The 16,630-nt window shown below is 45.9% G+C and carries 15 protein-coding genes and 1 pseudogene; 9 read left to right on the top strand and 7 right to left on the bottom strand.

From position 1 onward, the window contains the following. Positions 1-3 precede the first annotated feature (3 nt). The 4 genes from gspK to HW45_RS00445 are packed head-to-tail and all read left to right on the top strand — an operon-like array spanning position 4 to position 3,489. The gene (gene gspK, locus HW45_RS00460; protein WP_038222770.1) at positions 4-1,017 is read left to right on the top strand and encodes a type II secretion system minor pseudopilin GspK; all 1,014 of its coding nucleotides are present in this window, start codon (positions 4-6) and stop codon (positions 1,015-1,017) included. Further along, complete coding sequence (gene gspL / locus HW45_RS00455; RefSeq protein WP_006073379.1) at positions 986-2,227, top strand: type II secretion system protein GspL; 1,242 nt, start codon at positions 986-988, stop codon at positions 2,225-2,227. Before gspK ends, gspL begins: the two co-directional genes overlap by 32 nt. Positions 2,228-2,235: 8 nt before the next feature. Then, a complete protein-coding gene (locus tag HW45_RS00450) occupies positions 2,236-2,730 on the top strand; it encodes a type II secretion system protein M (protein ID WP_031493654.1) in 495 nt (164 codons plus the stop codon). After that, the gene (locus tag HW45_RS00445; protein WP_038223882.1) at positions 2,731-3,489 is read left to right on the top strand and encodes a type II secretion system protein N; all 759 of its coding nucleotides are present in this window, start codon (positions 2,731-2,733) and stop codon (positions 3,487-3,489) included. It begins immediately after the preceding gene. Between the two features lie 77 nt (positions 3,490-3,566). Here HW45_RS00445 and cysQ read toward each other — a convergent pair whose 3' ends face one another. The 4 genes from cysQ to HW45_RS00425 form a co-directional block, all read right to left on the bottom strand. Then, positions 3,567-4,394, bottom strand: a complete 828-nt coding sequence (gene cysQ / locus HW45_RS00440; protein WP_370736794.1) for a 3'(2'),5'-bisphosphate nucleotidase CysQ — start codon at positions 4,392-4,394, stop codon at positions 3,567-3,569. Between the two features lies 1 nt (position 4,395). Further along, positions 4,396-4,953 (bottom strand): ADP compounds hydrolase NudE, encoded by a 558-nt coding sequence (gene nudE, locus HW45_RS00435; RefSeq protein WP_031493657.1) that lies wholly within the window; start codon positions 4,951-4,953, stop codon positions 4,396-4,398. A 184-nt stretch (positions 4,954-5,137) separates the two neighbouring features. Continuing rightward, a complete protein-coding gene (nfuA, locus tag HW45_RS00430; RefSeq protein ID WP_031493658.1) occupies positions 5,138-5,725 on the bottom strand; it encodes a Fe-S biogenesis protein NfuA in 588 nt (195 codons plus the stop codon). A gap of 116 nt (positions 5,726-5,841) precedes the next feature. Further along, positions 5,842-6,420, bottom strand: a complete 579-nt coding sequence (locus tag HW45_RS00425) for a ComF family protein (protein WP_051867620.1) — start codon at positions 6,418-6,420, stop codon at positions 5,842-5,844. 163 nt (positions 6,421-6,583) lie between these two features. Between HW45_RS00425 and bioH the strand changes: the two genes are divergently transcribed. Both bioH and HW45_RS00415 read left to right on the top strand, forming a co-directional pair. Further along, positions 6,584-7,375: a pimeloyl-ACP methyl ester esterase BioH gene (gene bioH, locus HW45_RS00420; RefSeq protein WP_006073396.1), complete on the top strand. Its 792-nt coding sequence runs from the start codon at positions 6,584-6,586 to the stop codon at positions 7,373-7,375. A gap of 149 nt (positions 7,376-7,524) precedes the next feature. Next, positions 7,525-7,974, top strand: coding sequence for a hypothetical protein (locus HW45_RS00415; RefSeq protein ID WP_006073398.1), 450 nt, complete (start codon positions 7,525-7,527; stop codon positions 7,972-7,974). A gap of 67 nt (positions 7,975-8,041) precedes the next feature. Here the strand turns inward: HW45_RS00415 and HW45_RS00410 are convergent, their stop codons facing one another. Next, the gene (locus tag HW45_RS00410; RefSeq protein WP_038223878.1) at positions 8,042-10,363 is read right to left on the bottom strand and encodes a Tex family protein; all 2,322 of its coding nucleotides are present in this window, start codon (positions 10,361-10,363) and stop codon (positions 8,042-8,044) included. A 273-nt stretch (positions 10,364-10,636) separates the two neighbouring features. Here HW45_RS00410 and HW45_RS00405 point away from each other — a divergent pair. Beyond that, positions 10,637-12,519 (top strand): annotated as a pseudogene (locus HW45_RS00405) (putative ATP-dependent zinc protease). Positions 12,520-12,580: 61 nt separating this feature from the next. Here the strand turns inward: HW45_RS00405 and HW45_RS00400 are convergent. Further along, entirely contained in the window at positions 12,581-13,711 is a 1,131-nt protein-coding gene (locus tag HW45_RS00400) for a CNNM domain-containing protein (protein ID WP_038223876.1), read from the bottom strand. A gap of 318 nt (positions 13,712-14,029) precedes the next feature. On the opposite strand from HW45_RS00400, the gene hupA reads away from it, so the two are divergent. Together hupA and HW45_RS00390 are read left to right on the top strand one after the other, a co-directional pair. Then, complete coding sequence (hupA, locus tag HW45_RS00395) at positions 14,030-14,302, top strand: nucleoid-associated protein HU-alpha (protein ID WP_006073404.1); 273 nt, start codon at positions 14,030-14,032, stop codon at positions 14,300-14,302. Positions 14,303-14,510: 208 nt separating this feature from the next. Then, a complete protein-coding gene (locus HW45_RS00390; protein WP_038223875.1) occupies positions 14,511-15,203 on the top strand; it encodes a DUF1481 domain-containing protein in 693 nt (230 codons plus the stop codon). A gap of 80 nt (positions 15,204-15,283) precedes the next feature. Here the strand turns inward: HW45_RS00390 and purD are convergent, their stop codons facing one another. Then, positions 15,284-16,573 carry a phosphoribosylamine--glycine ligase gene (gene purD / locus HW45_RS00385; protein ID WP_038223873.1) on the bottom strand — a complete coding sequence of 430 codons (1,290 nt, stop codon included), beginning with the start codon at positions 16,571-16,573 and terminating at the stop codon, positions 15,284-15,286. Positions 16,574-16,630: the final 57 nt, after the last annotated feature.

Raw genomic sequence — 16,630 nt, 5'->3', positions numbered from 1 at the left:
GTGATGCCTAACTCCCAAAAAGGGGTTGCCTTGATTGTTATTCTGCTGCTTTTAGCCATCATGGTATCAATAGCCGCTACGATGTCTGAGCGCTTGTTTAGTCAGTTCACTCGAGCTTCGAATCAGGTTAATTACCAACAGGCTTATTGGTATGCCATTGGTGTTGAGGCATTGGCCTCTGTTGCGATAAAAGAGAGCTACAAAGATAACAAAGACAGTATTAATCTGAATCAGCCTTGGGCTCTTGAGGAGCGCACTTATCCACTGGATTATGGTCAGGCAACTGGCTACATTCGAGATATGCAGTCATGCTTCAATGTAAATGCTCTGGCGAATGTGACACCGAATGCCAATAGCGCCACTAAACCATTTTTGGTGCGTTTCTTTCAGCGATTGCTGGAAGAAAGTGAAGTCGAGAATTACCAAGCCGAACAAATTGCTGATTCGACTTGGGAGTTTATCAATAAGGAAACGACTGTTCGCTCCGTGTCTGGAGTTGGAGACAGTTACTACGAGTCTTTGTCGCCAGCGTACGTTGCCGCTAATGGCCTAATAGCTGACAGCTCTGAGCTGAGAGCCATTAATCAGATGTCTGGTGAGGCTATGTTGAAAATTGCTCCGCTAGTCTGCGCGTTACCGACATCCAGTTGGCAGCTCAATGTTAATACGATTTCGGTCGAGCAAGCACCGTTACTCGCTGCGCTATTTGCACCGAACTTGTCGGTGGATAATGCCAAACAGCTTATTGAAAACCGTCCCTTTGATGGGTGGTCTGGTGTGAATCAGTTTTTAGCAGAGCCACAAATGGGTGCAGTGGATGACAATACAAAGCAGCAAGGTTCTCCTTTTCTGACTGTGGACAGTGTTTACTTTGAGTTAGATGCGCAGGTAGTTGTGGACGAATCAAGACTGCGATTAAGAACCTTATTTTTTAGCCAAGATAGGCAAGATGTGACGGTAGTGCGCCGTCGATTTGGAGGATTTCGTGAGCGAGTTTTTAACCGTTCGCCTGAATAGTCAGCCGACTAGCCCTGTACATTGGGCGGTTTGGTCGACCAATCAGCAAGAAGTGATAGCGAGTGGTGTGCTAGACAGTTTAGCGCAGCTCGAAGAGATCAAGGAATACGCGCAGCAGCGTGTCACAATGCTTATGCTATGTGCACAGGATGTTCACTTCGCTCAAGTTGAGATCCCAGCAGGTGGAGCTAGGCAGTTTGAAACCATGCTGCCATTTCTTGTAGAAGATGATATTGCTCAAGATGTCGAGCAGCTTCACTTTACGATTCTCAATAAACACGCTGACAAAGCGGCAGTGTGTGCGGTTGATAAGCGCTATTTATCTGATGTGCTTGAGGCGTTTTTGCAACATGGTATTGAAGTTAAAAAGGTCGTTCCTGATGTTTTAGCTTTGCCCAAGACACAACATGTTTCTGCGATTGAAATGGATGAGCAGTGGCTGTTTCGTACCTCTGAATGGTCGGGTATGACGGTTGATAACAACTGGCTTGAAGCGGTTATTAAGTCGGATTATTTATCCTCTCGGGAGCAGCAAGATCAAGAAGAGTCTGCTGTAGTAGTCGTAGAGAGCTATTCAGAAGAACCTACGATTGTTGCTTCGTATTCTGACCATGTTTCATGGCAAACTTTGCCAGCAGAACCCGCCATGGCACTACTTTCAAAAGGAGTGGTGGATAGCGGCTTTAGTTTACTCAGTGGTGACTTTAAACCTAAAGCTTCTTTCTTAAAACATTGGAAGGTTTGGAAGAAAGTAGCTATCGCGGCCTCAATACTTATCGTTGCTCTGATTGCGGAACAAGTAGTGCTTGTTAATCAGTATGAAGCTCAAGCAGCAGCTTACCGAGCGGAAAGTGAACGTATTTTCCGAAGCGTGTTTCCAGATAAGAAACGCATTCCTACAGTGAGCTACCTGAAGAGACAAATGCAAGATGAGCTAGGCCGATTAGGTGGCTCCGATATCTCCAGTGCGTCTGTGTTGGAATGGTTGTCGAAATTGCCCGACACCGTGGGTCAAGTGAATGGCATGCAAGTTGAGAGTTTTACCTTTGATGGCAATCGCAATGAAGTTCGTATGAGTGTCACCAGCAAGGATTTTGAAAGCTTTGAAGCGGCAAGAATAAAACTGGAAACGCAGTTCGATGTGTCACAAGGTCCCCTTAACCGTAATGGTGAAGTGGTGATGGGTAACTTTGTGTTGAAGGCAAAATAGGGTCAATCATGAAAGGTCTACTTCTTAGCGCACAAAGCTGGTGGCTTAGCATCAGTCAAAGGGAACAGCGACTGGTTTTGGCATGTTCTGTCGTTGCCATTATTGGGATCATCTATTGGGGGATACTCGCCCCATTTGCTCAGCGAACTGAGAATGCCCAAATGCGTATTCAGTCAGAGCGTCAATTGCTGTCTTGGGTAAGTGAACAAGCCGATACCATCGTTGAAAAACGTCGTGCTGGCGGTGTGGTTGTTTCCAAGCAGCCTTTAAATCAGGTTATCACGTCATCAACAAATCGATTTAATGTCGAGTTGATTCGAATGCAGCCTCGTAACGACCAGCTGCAAGTCTGGATCAAACCGATCCCGTTTGAGTTCTTCGTAAATTGGTTATTCTATTTACAAGAAAACCACGGGGTGACAGTGGAAAATATGGATATTGATAAGGCGGATTTGAGTGGTGTGATAGAAGTGAACCGTCTGCAATTTAAAAGAGGTAGCTAAGTGAAACGAGTCATTAAGTACGCGTTACTTTGCACCAGTGTATTTACCGCTAGTGCTATCTATCACTTGCCTGCAAGCGTGGCATTGAGCTTCTCACCGTTGCCTCAAGGTGTGTTTATTGATGGTGCAGAAGGAACGGTTTGGCAGGGGCGAGCTCAAAATGTACGAGTTCAGAACTACCAACTGGGAGAACTTAACTGGTCCTTCTCATGGTCGAGTTTGCTAACTCTGTCCCCAGAATATGCCGTTAGGTTTGGCCGAGGCAGTGCTATTGGTCTCTCTGGCAAAGGGAACGTTGGTATCAGCTTCTCAGGACCTTACGTGGAGACCTTGTTAGCTTCGATACCGGCAGATACCGTTCTGCAATACTCTCCTATGCCCGTGCCTGTTTCGGCAGGGGGGCAGCTTGAATTGGCGATCAAATCGTTGCAATACCAATCTCCTTGGTGTGGAACAGGAGAGGGCAGTCTGTCATGGAGTGCTGGCTATATTGAAACCCCTGTCGGCAGCTTAAGCTTCGGGCCGACTATTGTTGATTTGGCGTGTAATGACAGTGTATTAACCGCGAAAGGCAGTCAATCTAGTAAGCAAGTCTCTAGTGAGTTCTCAGGGCAGCTGACGCCGAACCGACAATATCAATCCAGCGCGTGGTTTAAACCGGAAGGTGATTTCCCTGCGACCATGCGTCAGCAGTTGAGTTGGCTAGGTAACCCTGATAATCAAGGTCGTTATTCCTTTAATTATCAAGGAAGATTCTAGGAAATGGAGACGAAGTTGTTTGCTGAGTTAACAACTAAAAAGGAGGCTTAGCCTCCTTTTTAGTTTTATTGTAGTGTCTATTCTTGAATGAGAATCTTATCCCAAGCTAGCGATTGATCGCCAATCACAATGAAGTTTGGATTTTCCAATGTCTCTCTTTGATTGTAGGACAGCGGACCTAACTCGGTGCTTAAGATGGCACCGCCAGCTTCTTCGACAATGCATTGGGTTGCTGCTGTGTCCCATTCACCTGTTGGGCCTAAGCGCAGGTAACAGTCCACCGCGCCTTCTGCCACTAGACACGCTTTTAGTGCCGCAGATCCAAGAGGAACCAAATCGTAGTTCCACGCAGAGCTCATTCTTGCTGTGACACGGTTGATATTTTGGCGACGACTAATCGCAATGGCGATGGATTGATCTTGAGCATCATGTTTGAGGACGTTAATTCTCAAGCTTTCATCCATGGATGGGATTTTCCAAGCCCCTTTATTCTCGTAGGCATAATAAGTCACGCCTGACACGGGCGCATAGACGATGCCCATAATCGGCTTATGGTTGCGAACCAGAGCAATGATCGTAGCAAAATCGCCACTGCGAGCAATGAACTCTTGAGTACCATCAAGCGGGTCAACAAGCCAGTAGGTATCCCATTGTGAACGTTGTTCAAGGCTGATATCTGCTGCTTCTTCAGACAGTACAGGGATATCTGGTGTTAACTGACTGAGCTTTTCAACAATCAGCTTGTGAGCTGCGAGGTCGGCGGTGGTGACTGGAGTCTCATCTTCTTTGGTAAAAGCCTCATATTGCTTGTTTTCATAGATGTCTAATATGAGCTGCCCAGCAAGGCGAGCAATGCTGATGGCGTCGGGAATGAGGTGGGAGAGATCTTTATTCAGTGCCGTCACGTTATAGTCCTAGTTCTGACTTCATTCTTAACATCAGCAGTAATGCGGTAATACTGCGCGCTTCGGAGAAATCCATATGAGAGAGGAGTTCGTCTGCCTGAGCCAGTGGCCATTTCACTATCTCTAAAGGCTCTGGTTCATCGCCTTCAAGCTGTTCAGGGTACAAATCTTGAGCAACGAACAAGGTCATGCGACTTGAAAAATAAGACGGTGCTAAGATCACTTCTTTAAGCGGAGTCAGCTTATTTGCCCCAAAGCCGATTTCTTCTTTCAACTCTCGCACCGCTGCTTGGTCAGGTGACTCGCCAGGGTCGATAAGTCCTTTAGGAAAGCCCAGTTCGTATCGCTCTGTGCCAGCAGCGTACTCGCGTACCAATAAAATATCACCATGCTCTGTAATAGGAACCATCATGACTGCGTTACGACCACTTGGCTTCATTCGCTCATAAGTGCGCTTAGTACCATTAGAAAACGCTAAGTCTAACGCCTCAATCTTAAATAGCCGAGATTCGGCAACGGTCTTTTGGGCTAAGATTTCAGGTCCTTTTTTGGACGGCATGGCTTATCTCCTTAGCGTTGTTCCACATAGATTAATGATGTGAGCGTGCGGAACAGAAATTATTGTACTGCTTAATATATATAGGAATTGAGTCATCGCCAAATAGAACCATAAAAAAACAGAGCGCAAAGGTTTCCCTTGGCGCTCTGCTCGAACTTCATGGCCGCGTGGGCGAAAAAGTCACTTAGTAGTATGAGTGCTCGCCACGATCGTGCTCGGTCATATCTCTAACCGCTGTAAGTTCACCAGAGAACTCTTGAAGAAGTTGTTTCTCAATACCTTCTTTCAGGGTTACATCAACCATGGAGCAACCGTTACAACCACCGCCAAACTGAACGATGGCAATACCGTCTTCAGTAATTTCCATAAGACTAACGTGGCCACCGTGACCAGCAAGCTGTGGGTTTACTTGAGTTTGGATAGCATACTCGACACGTTCCATTAATGGCGCATCATCAGCGACTTTACGCATTTTCGCGTTTGGTGCTTTTAACGTAAGCTGTGAACCCATTTTGTCGGTGACGAAGTCGATCTCAGCATCTTCAAGGAAGGGTAGAGATAACTCATCAACATAAGCAGATAGGGCTTCGTATTTAAATTCTGTGTCGTTTGACTCAATCGCTTCTGGTGGGCAATAAGACACACCGCATTCAGCGTTTTGAGTGCCTGGGTTAACGACAAAAACACGGATGTTCGTACCCTCTGGCTGTTGAGCCAGTAGTTTGGCAAAGTGGCTTTGTGCACTTTCTGTAATAGTAATTGGATTTGACACGACGAATACCTGAGTATAGTTGTAGGTTATTACCACTATTCTACTCCTGTCGTGAGTAGATGCCAAAATTATTTGTCTGTATTGTGTGCAACTTGAAGTTCCAGTGGATTACCGACTCATTTTGGCGTGCGGCACAAGCAGTAAATATCGATTTTTTCTACCCCTACATCAAGCAATAATTCGCTTAAATGTCTGACAGTTGCGCCAGTTGTGACCACATCATCAATTATCGCAACATGACTTGCTTTTGGTCGCTGATGTAATGAAAACGCTTGGCGAACATTACGCAGCCGTGCGGTTTTATCTAAGGTTTTTTGCAATGGGGCTCGAGCATGTTTGAGAAATACATTAGGCATGAGTTGAGTTTGAGGCGCGGACTTAGCTATCTCGTTAGCGAGCACTTCACTAAGATTAAATCCCCTTAATAGATATTGATGCCAGTTCATTGGTACGGTGACCACTAAGGGAGCGGGGTGAAGAATTAAACCGCTGAGCATACGAGCTAGAGGAGGAAGTAGCCAATAGCGTTTCTGCCGCTTTATCTGCTGGATGAGCGTTGAAAGTGGGTATTGGTAGTCACCCAAACAGTACATTTGATGCCATGGAGGCGGTGACTTAAGGCACTGGCCACACTTATCGGCCTGTGTTTCTATCTTTAGACCGCAGCAACGGCAGCGTTTAATGTGTAACGTCATTTGTCGATGACAATGCGAGCACCATAAATGGTGCTCCTTGGTTGAGTCGATACGTAAACCGCATAAATGGCACAGAGAGGGTATTGGAAGTGACAGTTTCATTGGTCTAATTTGACGTTTGAGAATATCTGTTTAGCATGAAGCAAAACAACCCCAACGTAGTATGAATTCGGTAGGAGATAACGTGAGCTCAGCATCAAAAGTACATTGGCATTCTGAAGGTCAGGGACCCGATATCGTTTTGCTTCATGGTTGGGGCATGAATGGGGCGGTATGGTCCAAGTGCAGTGCCGAACTGGCTCAGTCTTTCACCGTGCATAGCGTTGATTTGCCCGGTTATGGTTTCAGTCATGATGTTGAGTATCAGTCCCTTGAGCAGTTTTGTGAGTTATTACTGGCGGATGCTCCCGACCAAGCCATTTGGTTGGGTTGGTCTTTAGGCGGGTTAGTGGCGACTCACATAGCTCATTATTATCCGCAAAGAATCTCGCAGCTGGTGACATTAGCAAGCTCGCCCAAGTTCTCTGAAGGTGAACAGTGGCGCGGGATTAAAAAGGATGTACTGGCTGCATTTACTGAACAGCTAACTGAGAACTTCAAGCTAACCATCGAACGATTTATGGCACTGCAAGCCATGGGCAGTCCAAGTGCTCGTCAAGATGTGAAACAACTAAAAGAAGCGGTGTTATCGCGGCCTATGCCTTCTCAAGAAGCTTTGATGCTAGGACTGAATTGGTTGGACTCCCTCGATCTGCGTCAACAGTTGGGAGAACTATCGATGCCAGTTCACCGTTGGTATGGTCGATTAGATGGTTTGGTGCCAGTGCGCGTTGCAAAACAACTAGATGAGCTCACATCCGGTCATCAATCTCATGTATTTAAGGATTCTTCGCATGCTCCGTTTATTACCGAGCAAAGCGGTTTTATCGACAAGGTGCAGGCGCTAGTTCGCTGATATTTGCAGGATTTTTACACAAAATCGGTAAAGTTTTATGCATTTTGTCCGATACTGTATGGAGATGATTGACGATATTTCAATCAGCTAAAGATAAGGCTAAGTGTAGAGGTATTGGCTGGAATCACTCATTGCAGAGGAGAGTGACCATGATCGTGTCACCCAACAGTGTAAGTGCCCCGGTTATTGCACCGTCCGTGAATCCACAGACAGAGCAAGTGGCTCGTGATAACAAAGTGAGAGAGCCGATCATTGCTCCCGTGGAACTGGCGAGAACCAATGCAGAACGACGCATCAACGAAGATGAAAAACGCCGTAAGCGCAGTGCCTGGGATCCTGCTGAGCACCCTGAGTATGAAACGGAAGAAGAGGATTCTCAGCCGCATAATCCGGTAGAAAATTGGTTTCGGTTATTGTCGCTCAATACCTATAGTCAGTCGCAAGGGAAAGGCTATGCCATGCGCTTTCGTTTACCGAAGAAAATAGTCGATGCAGCGATACTTGAAGGGAAGATGGCCAAACGTCGCACCGTGATTCGTTATCATTATGGCCATGCAGTAGCGCCTAATACACCTTCTGATATTCTTGCGGTTACTTAGTTGAACGGTTCGATATAACGTGAATCAAAAAGAGCACCTTAAGGTGCTCTTTTGTTATTGATAGAAACTACTTTTTCGCCTTGGCAAACGCCGCTGCGAATGCGCCACCCATGGCGCTATTGCCGGATTCCTGACGAGGTTTGTGTTGACGCTGTCCGCCTCGAGGCTCTCTCGGCTTTTGAGGTGAGCTGCGGCTAGTTCTGTTATCCTGTCCCGGCTCATCGTTTAAACGCATAGACAGGCCGATGCGTTTACGGGCTGCATCCACTTCCATTACCTTAACTTTAACGATATCACCTGCTTTAACTACTTCGCGAGGGTCGGCGACAAACTTATCCGTTAGAGCTGAAATATGTACCAATCCATCCTGATGTACACCAATATCCACAAAGGCACCAAAGTTAGCGACGTTAGACACCACACCTTCTAGCACCATGCCGGGTTCTAAGTCGGAGATCTTGTTGACCCCTTCTGCAAAGGTTGCGGTCTTAAACTCAGGTCGAGGGTCACGGCCTGGCTTATCCAATTCGCGGATAATATCAGTGACGGTTGGCAAACCAAATGTCTCGTCGGTGTAATCAATGGCGTTGATAGACTTCAAAAAGCTGCTATCACCGATAATCGTTTGCACTTTACGGCCAGTTTTCTCAGCAATTGTTTTGACTACTGGATACGCTTCAGGGTGAACCGAAGAGGCATCTAGAGGGTTTTTGCCATTCATGATGCGAAGGAAACCTGCGCACTGTTCAAAAGCTTTAGGACCTAGACGGGCGACTTTCTTCAAGGTTGTACGGGCCTCGAAGCGGCCATTTTCATCACGATAGTCGACAATGTTTTGCGCCAGTGTTGATGAAAGTCCTGCCACTCGAGTGAGTAGCGCAGCTGAGGCCGTATTTACATCAACCCCCACGGCGTTTACGCAATCTTCGACGACTGCATCTAGGCGTTTAGCCAGCATGGTTTGACTTACATCGTGCTGATATTGACCAACACCAATAGACTTAGGGTCGATTTTCACCAGTTCAGCCAGTGGGTCTTGCAGTCGGCGTGCAATAGAGACGGCACCACGTAGTGACACGTCCATGTTTGGGAACTCTTTGGCAGCAAGTTCCGAGGCTGAGTACACTGAAGCACCAGCTTCGCTGACGATAATTTTCTGAACTTTAAGATTGCCACGTTTAATCACATCGGCAGCAAAGCTGTCTGTCTCGCGTGAGGCAGTACCGTTACCGATCGCGATTAGGTCGACATTGTATTGACGCACTAACTGCTCAATAACCTGTGCTGACTTATCGTATTGCTTTTGCGGTGGATGAGGGTAGATGGTCTCTGTTGTTAACACTTTACCTGTAGTGTCGACGATAGCCACTTTACAGCCTGTTCTCAAACCAGGGTCTAGACCTAGTGTTGCTCTTGGGCCAGCTGGTGCGGCCATCAGAAGGTCTTTCAAGTTTGTGGCGAATACGGTAATGGCATCGACTTCAGAGCGTTCTTTGAGCGCGCCCATCAGTTCGGTTTCCATATGCATGGATACTTTGATACGCCATGCCCAACTGATGACTTGTTTGCGCCAAGCATCCGCTGGCGCTTGGCTTAGATGAACACCGTAATGCTCTGCAATGATGGTTTCACAGTGAGACTCGCGTGCGTTTTCTTGATTAGCTGGATCGGCGTTGAGGGATAATTGCAAGAAGCCTTCATTGCGACCACGAAGCATGGCCAGTGCACGGTGCGACGGAACTTTGCTGATGGCTTCGTCGTGTTCAAAATAGTCCTTGAACTTCTCGCCTTCGTGTTCCTTGCCTTGGATAACTCGAGCACTAAGTTCCGCATTACGGTTTAGGTAGTGACGAATTTTCTCTAATAGGTCTGCATCTTCAGCGATGCGCTCCATGATGATAGCGCGTGCACCATCAAGAGCGGCTTTGCTATCTGCGACACCCTTTGACTCATCAACGTACTGTTGGGCAGCGTCTTCCGGAGTATGACTTGGTTGATTCCAAAGTAGATCTGCAAGTGGCTCTAGTCCTGCTTCAATGGCAATCTGCCCTTTGGTGCGACGTTTTGGCTTATATGGTAGATACAGATCTTCAAGACGTGTTTTGTTATCGGCGTTTTCGATTTCAGCGCGTAATTCGGCACTGAGTTTGCCCTGCTCATCAATGGATTTCAGAATTGTCTGACGTCTTTCGTCCAATTCTCTTAGGTAACTAAGGCGAGAATCCAAAGTACGTAATTGGGTGTCGTCAAGCCCGCCTGTTACCTCTTTTCGGTAACGTGCAATGAAGGGTACGGTGTTGCCGTCATCAATCAAAGTGACAGCAGCTTCAACTTGCTTAGTGCTGACGCTCAGCTCTTTAGCAATCAGTTGACAGATAGCTTGGCTCATCCGTGTATTCTCTTGTTGTGTGTTAGGGAAAGGAAGGTCCTTTCTTCGATATCTATAGGATATAAGGGCTTGAGCTAAGTTTTGCAATTGCTTGGTTATTTTTCTCTATCACTTAGCCGTGAAACACTTCAGTAATTTGCTAATTTATTGATAATCGCGTGGATATTCCGTTAATTTTCTGTAAAGTTAAAGAGAGTTGGCAATGAATTACAGTGGCCGTTGTCTCAAGACAAACGGGGTATTAAAAGTCGGTCAATGAATGGATGTATTAAAATGAATAGAACAGCAACTAAGTTGGCGTTAATTCTCGCCTCAATGACCAGTGGGTGGGCTATGGCTGCACCAGATCTCTCTACTACTCAAGCACCTGTACTTTCTATCGAAGATAAACTCGTCTTAGGTCGTGTTGAGAGTGTGTACTATCAAGATATTGACGCGCTTAAAGGTATCCCTTTTGTTGGCAAGATTGATACCGGTGCGGACACTACATCGATGCACGCTGAAGATATCCATGTCACCAGCGACAACCCAAAGTACCAAGGGTTAACTGATGAGAAGCTGTTGCAGACCATCGTAGATGAGTATGGCGGCTCTGCCAGTGACTGGTGGCTAGAAGAATTTGATAATGAAGAACGAAACTTCGGTGGTATGGTGACTTTTACGCTTCGTCACCCATACACCGGAGAGAAAATCACCATGGAGCGACCCGTACTAGTGTGATTCGTAGTCGAACCAGTGCGACACCTATCTATCGCCCTGTGATTACTCTGCCGCTGACTATTGCAGGTAAAACGGTAGAAACCGAAGTGAACTTAACTGACCGAAGTGGTTTTAGTGCTCCTATCTTAATTGGTAAAACGTTCTTAGCTGACAATGCTTGGGTCATGGCTGGTTACGACTATTTGCAAGAACAGAAAGACGCTCAAGTTATTGGTCGTCGTGAGTCTGGTGAAGTTGATGGTGTGCCAGTCGATGTAAGCCTATCTTTGCAAAATAACTACAGCATTCTTAATGCGCAGAATGTTGAAGTAAATAAAAAAGATAACAGCGTAAGCTTTGACTTAGCGGGTAAAGAAAACGCGAAAAAGCGTGTGACGTATCCATTGGTGAAAATGCTCTCTGTCAGTGGTAATGAATACCCAGTTGTTTTTGTACCGTTCAAAGGTGGTAAAGACTTTGAACAGACGATTCAGGTGTATTTAAAAGACCGCTCTAAATACAGTACTCAGCTTCGATTGGGCCTAGACACACTTAGTAAAAACTTTATTGTCGATACGGGTGCCAAAGATAAGCTGGACAAGAAGAAGCAGAGCTTTGAGTCTCGTATGAAGAATAAACCGCTGGTGGTTTCACCTGTGGAAAGTCTGATTCTTGATGGCTACCAGTTAAACGCTGAGCCTTCTTTTGCGGTTAGCACGCCATTATTAAAAGTCGCTAGCTTTGAAATGATTGAAGCTAAAGGTCGTGATAAAGTGGAGTACTACTTATCTAACGACCAAGGTAATGAAGAAAAAATCCGCAAGACCATTCTTCGTAAAATCAAAGTAGGTGATACGGTGCGTCCTGTTGTCGACGGTGAGTTCATTGTTGGCGACAAAGAAGTGACGGTTGAATTTGCTTTGGAAGCGTTGGATAGTGATGAAGGTGAAGAGCCTTACTTCATCATAGGTAAGAAAGCGACGAAAGCTGGTGTTTTGGTGAATACTCGAAGCGAAAACCTGCTGGACGCCTATCCTATCTTTACCGCAGGTCACATAGAAAATGCAACGGTGGAAGGCTTGAAGTTCCCTGTGAAGCTTGATACCGGCGCTGATGTTAGTTCAATGAATGCATTGGATATTAAACAGTTCAAGAAAGACGGTAAAGACATGGTGACCTTCACTTATGCCAATGATATGGGGATGAAGCAAGAATTCACCCGTGAAGTGGTGGATGTAATGCGCATTAAAGCGAAGGCGGGTGAAAAAGCTAATGTACGCCCAGTGGTTGAAATGCGAGTGAAACTTGGCGATGTCGAGAAGACGGTTCGAGTCAACCTACAAGACCGCTCTCGTTTCCACTACAGTATGATTTTAGGGAAAAACTTCCTTAAGTACGGTGTGGTGGTCAGTAGTGATGAGAACTTCCTATTAGGAAATGATATTGGCAGTCACTAACTCAAACGTGAGCCAATAAAAAACGGCAGCGCCTAGGCGCTGCCGTTTTATTTTCTAGAGATTATTGCTGTTCATCTTTTTTGCTATCAGCATCGAGTTTCTTTTCTGAATCTGAGTTGCTATCGACTTCTTCGTATTCTTCATCATCAGAACCATCGATCATACTGTGCTTCTCTTTCCAGTGTTCCCAACGCTGGTAAGCCAGTTCTTGCATGTCTGTGGTTTTGTCTGCTTCGTCGACGATCTCTTGGCCTAGCAAGTGCTCAAAAATATCTTCTAGCGTAATGATGCCCTGTATGGTGCCATATTCATCCACAATCATTGCAATCTGTAGGCGTGCAGCCATCATTTGCTCAAAGGCTTTAGGCAACATAATCGTGTTAAACAACACGTGGATAGGGCGCATTACAGACCCTAACTGTTTTTCACCACTGCCTTGTTGCTGCAACTTGAACAATTCCAGACGGTGTACAAACCCTAGGATATTGTCTTTTTGTTGGCTATAGACCAGCGGGCGAGAGAACGGAGTCTCTTTATGCTGGTCCAAGAATTCATTGATGGTCATTTCAGCTGCAACACGGAAAACCACCGGGCGCGGTGTCATAACCTGCGTTACCGGAATATCTTGAATATTAAGAATATTGTTCAAGATATTGGATTCACCCTCAGCAAACTCACCACTTTCTTTTGCCAACATCGCCATCGCAGACAGCTCATCACGCATCTTTGGCGCTTCATGGCCACGAGCCAGACGCTTAGTGATCTGCTCAGAAAACCAAACAAATGGAGTTAGTGCCCATACCATCCAACGTAAAATTGTAGCTGCGGTAGGAGCAAGTTGACGCCAGTAGGTTGCACCAATGGTTTTCGGGACGATTTCTGACAACACTAAAATACCTAATGTCAGTACCGCTGAGAAAACGCCTAGCCATTGACTACCAAACACTTTAGCAGCTTGCGCACCTGCCGTTGCCGCGCCGATGGTGTGTGCGATGGTGTTAAGCGTCAAAATAGAAGCCAATGGTCGATCGAGTTCAGCTTTAAGCTTGCTAAGCTTGTCTGCTGCAGGGTGCTCTTGTTGTCGAAGCTGAGCTAGGTAGCTTGGTGTAATACTAAGTAACACCGCTTCAAGCACAGAACAGATAAAAGAAACACCGATAGCGATCGCTATGTAAACCGTTAAAAGAAACATTCATTTCCTAATATGTGCACACATCAACCTAACTTTGCTGCAAATGAGCCTGTGCATTGTTGGTGAGTGCTTAAAAAACAGTAGCCGCATAATAGATTTATCAGGCTTATTAATTGTGCGGCAGTGCATTTATGGGACTTTATGCAATAAATTACAAGGTTTCAAACTCAATCTTCACGTAACAAATTGTGAGTTATTGCTCATAAAACGGTTAAATCTCGGTCATAAGTGAGAAAGATCGGCTACAAACCTTTGCCAGATGGGGGCTTTATGATTTAGAGTGGGCTCTAACTCGATAACATGAAGAAGGGAAACCTAATGAACAAGACCCAATTAATCGACTTTATCGCTGAGAAAGCAGACCTATCTAAAGCACAAGCTAAAGCAGCGCTTGAAGCGACGCTTTCAGGTGTTTCTGAAGCGCTAACTGAAGGTGACCAAGTTCAACTAATTGGTTTTGGTACGTTCAAAGTAAACCACCGTGCAGCTCGCACTGGTCGTAATCCAAAAACTGGTGAAGAGATCCAAATCGCTGCAGCGAACGTTCCAGCTTTCGTAGCTGGTAAAGCGCTAAAAGACGCAGTTAAATAATTTCTACAGCACCGATGAGTTTTCATCGGTGCTGTTTTCCTTCCTATGCGGTTGATCGATAAACGTGTTAGCCGATGTAATGCGCTTATCCATCAATCTCTCCTCCAATACTCTGAATTGAAGTGAACGCCTTGTCATTAACGCTGTCCTACAGTTAGTAGAAGCTGTTGTTTGCCTACGTTGCTTTTGTTTGAGGTTATAGACATCAATGAAGAAAACTCTGTTGGTATCACTATTAGTTGCAACGCTCGCTGGTTGCTCTTCTTCTCCGTCACCATCTCTGAATCAGTATTCGGAATACACAGGTGGTCAAACGTTAGGGGATGCAACGAGTTTGTATTGGTATACCGAGCGGCTGACAAAACCGTTCAGTGCTGCTGACTATGTCAATATGAATGACTATGGTTGGTATAAGTCCAATTATCGTTGGAGTGGTGACACACTACGTGAGTTTGTGCGAGAAGGGGTGCAGAATGAGATTGAGTCAGGTTCAGTCAATTACCGTATTCACGTGCGCTTTAATAAAGATGGCGAAGCTATTTATCAACAATACCGTCGAAATGGTAAAGTCCTACCCATCAAACGTGCTCAGTTAGAAAACTACCAGCGTGAAGCTGACTTACTTGTGGAAAGAGTAAAAGAGCAGGATAGTGATGGTTTAGAGCTTATCCAAGGTCATTGGGATGGAAAATCGCTGGAAACCTGTAGCGGTATTGAATTTAACAATATTAAGTTTGAACAGAGTTTGCCAGACTTTGTAGTGCAGCGTTTGGCGGAAGTGGAAAGCTATGTCGCGTTTTTAGGCAGTACTCGACTGACTGGAGCAAAAGTAGAACAATTGCTAATGCTCTCTGATGGTTCGACCGATTGTATTCAGCGTCCCGTGCTTGCCACTGAATAACCAGTGCAACGTGACTAGACCACAGAATAAAAAAGGCGCTCTATTGAGCGCCTTTTTGCTACCGTTCGATAGAGCGAAAGCTACTCGCCTTGCTCGCGTGCAATGGCACGATAACCGATGTCGTTGCGGTGGAACATGCCATCCCAGCTGATCTTCTTAGTCAGCTCATAAGCGCGTGCTTGAGCTTCAGATACTGTGTTGCCCAGTGCAGTTGCACAAAGCACTCGACCACCGTTAGTCACAACATTGCCGTCTTTGTCTGCTGTACCTGCGTGGAATACTTTCTCGCCTTCCACTTCTATTGTTGGTAGACCAGAGATAACATCGCCCTTGTTGTAAGATGCTGGGTAGCCACCTGCCGCTAGAACGATACCGATAGAAGCACGTGGATCCCACTTAGATTCAACTTGGTCTAGTTTCTTATCGATCGCAGCTTGGCACAGCTCAACCATGTCTGATTGCATACGCATCATAATAGGTTGTGTTTCTGGGTCGCCGAAACGACAGTTGTATTCGATAACTTTAGGCGTACCGTCTTTGTCGATCATTAGACCCGCGTATAGGAAACCAGTGTATGGGTTACCTTCTGAAGCCATACCGCGAACCGTTGGATAGATAACTTCTTCCATGATGCGGTTGTGGATTTCTTGAGTAACCACTGGAGCAGGTGAGTATGCGCCCATACCGCCAGTGTTAGGACCTGTGTCCTTATCACCGACACGTTTGTGGTCTTGGCTGGTTGCCATTGGCAATACGTTTTCGCCATCAACCATCACGATGAAGCTTGCTTCTTCGCCATCTAGGAACTCTTCAATAACCACGCGGCTACCAGCGTCACCAAATGCGTTGCCAGCTAGCATGTCTTTGATTGCATCTTCTGCTTCTTCAAGCGTCATCGCAACGATAACACCTTTACCAGCAGCAAGACCATCAGCCTTAACAACGATTGGTGCGCCTTGCTCACGAACGTAAGCCAGTGCAGGTTCAATTTCCGTGAAGTTAGCATAAGCGCCAGTTGGGATAGCGTGACGAGCTAAAAAGTCTTTGGTGAACGCTTTTGAGCCTTCTAGCTGAGCTGCAGCTTGAGTAGGACCAAAGATCGCTAGACCCGCTTCTTGGAATGCATCAACAACACCAATCACAAGCGGTGCTTCAGGACCAACAATCGTTAGCTCGATGTTTTTATCTTTTGCAAATGCAACCAGACCTTGAATGTCTTCAACGTCAATCGCAACGTTCTCTAGCTTAGGCTCAAGCGCAGAACCTGCATTGCCTGGTGCTACGAAAACAGTTTCAACATTTGGATTCTGAGCCACTTTCCAACCCAGAGCGTGCTCACGACCACCAGCACCAATAATTAGAACGTTCATTTAATAATCCTTTCAAAATTTGGATTACTCTAAGCAGTTGGTGTTGCAGCACTAATG

It is taken from the genome of Vibrio sp. ER1A (assembly GCF_000733315.1).
GTDB classification, from domain to species: domain Bacteria; phylum Pseudomonadota; class Gammaproteobacteria; order Enterobacterales; family Vibrionaceae; genus Vibrio; species Vibrio mediterranei.
This window is presented reverse-complemented; position numbering and strand designations above follow the sequence as displayed.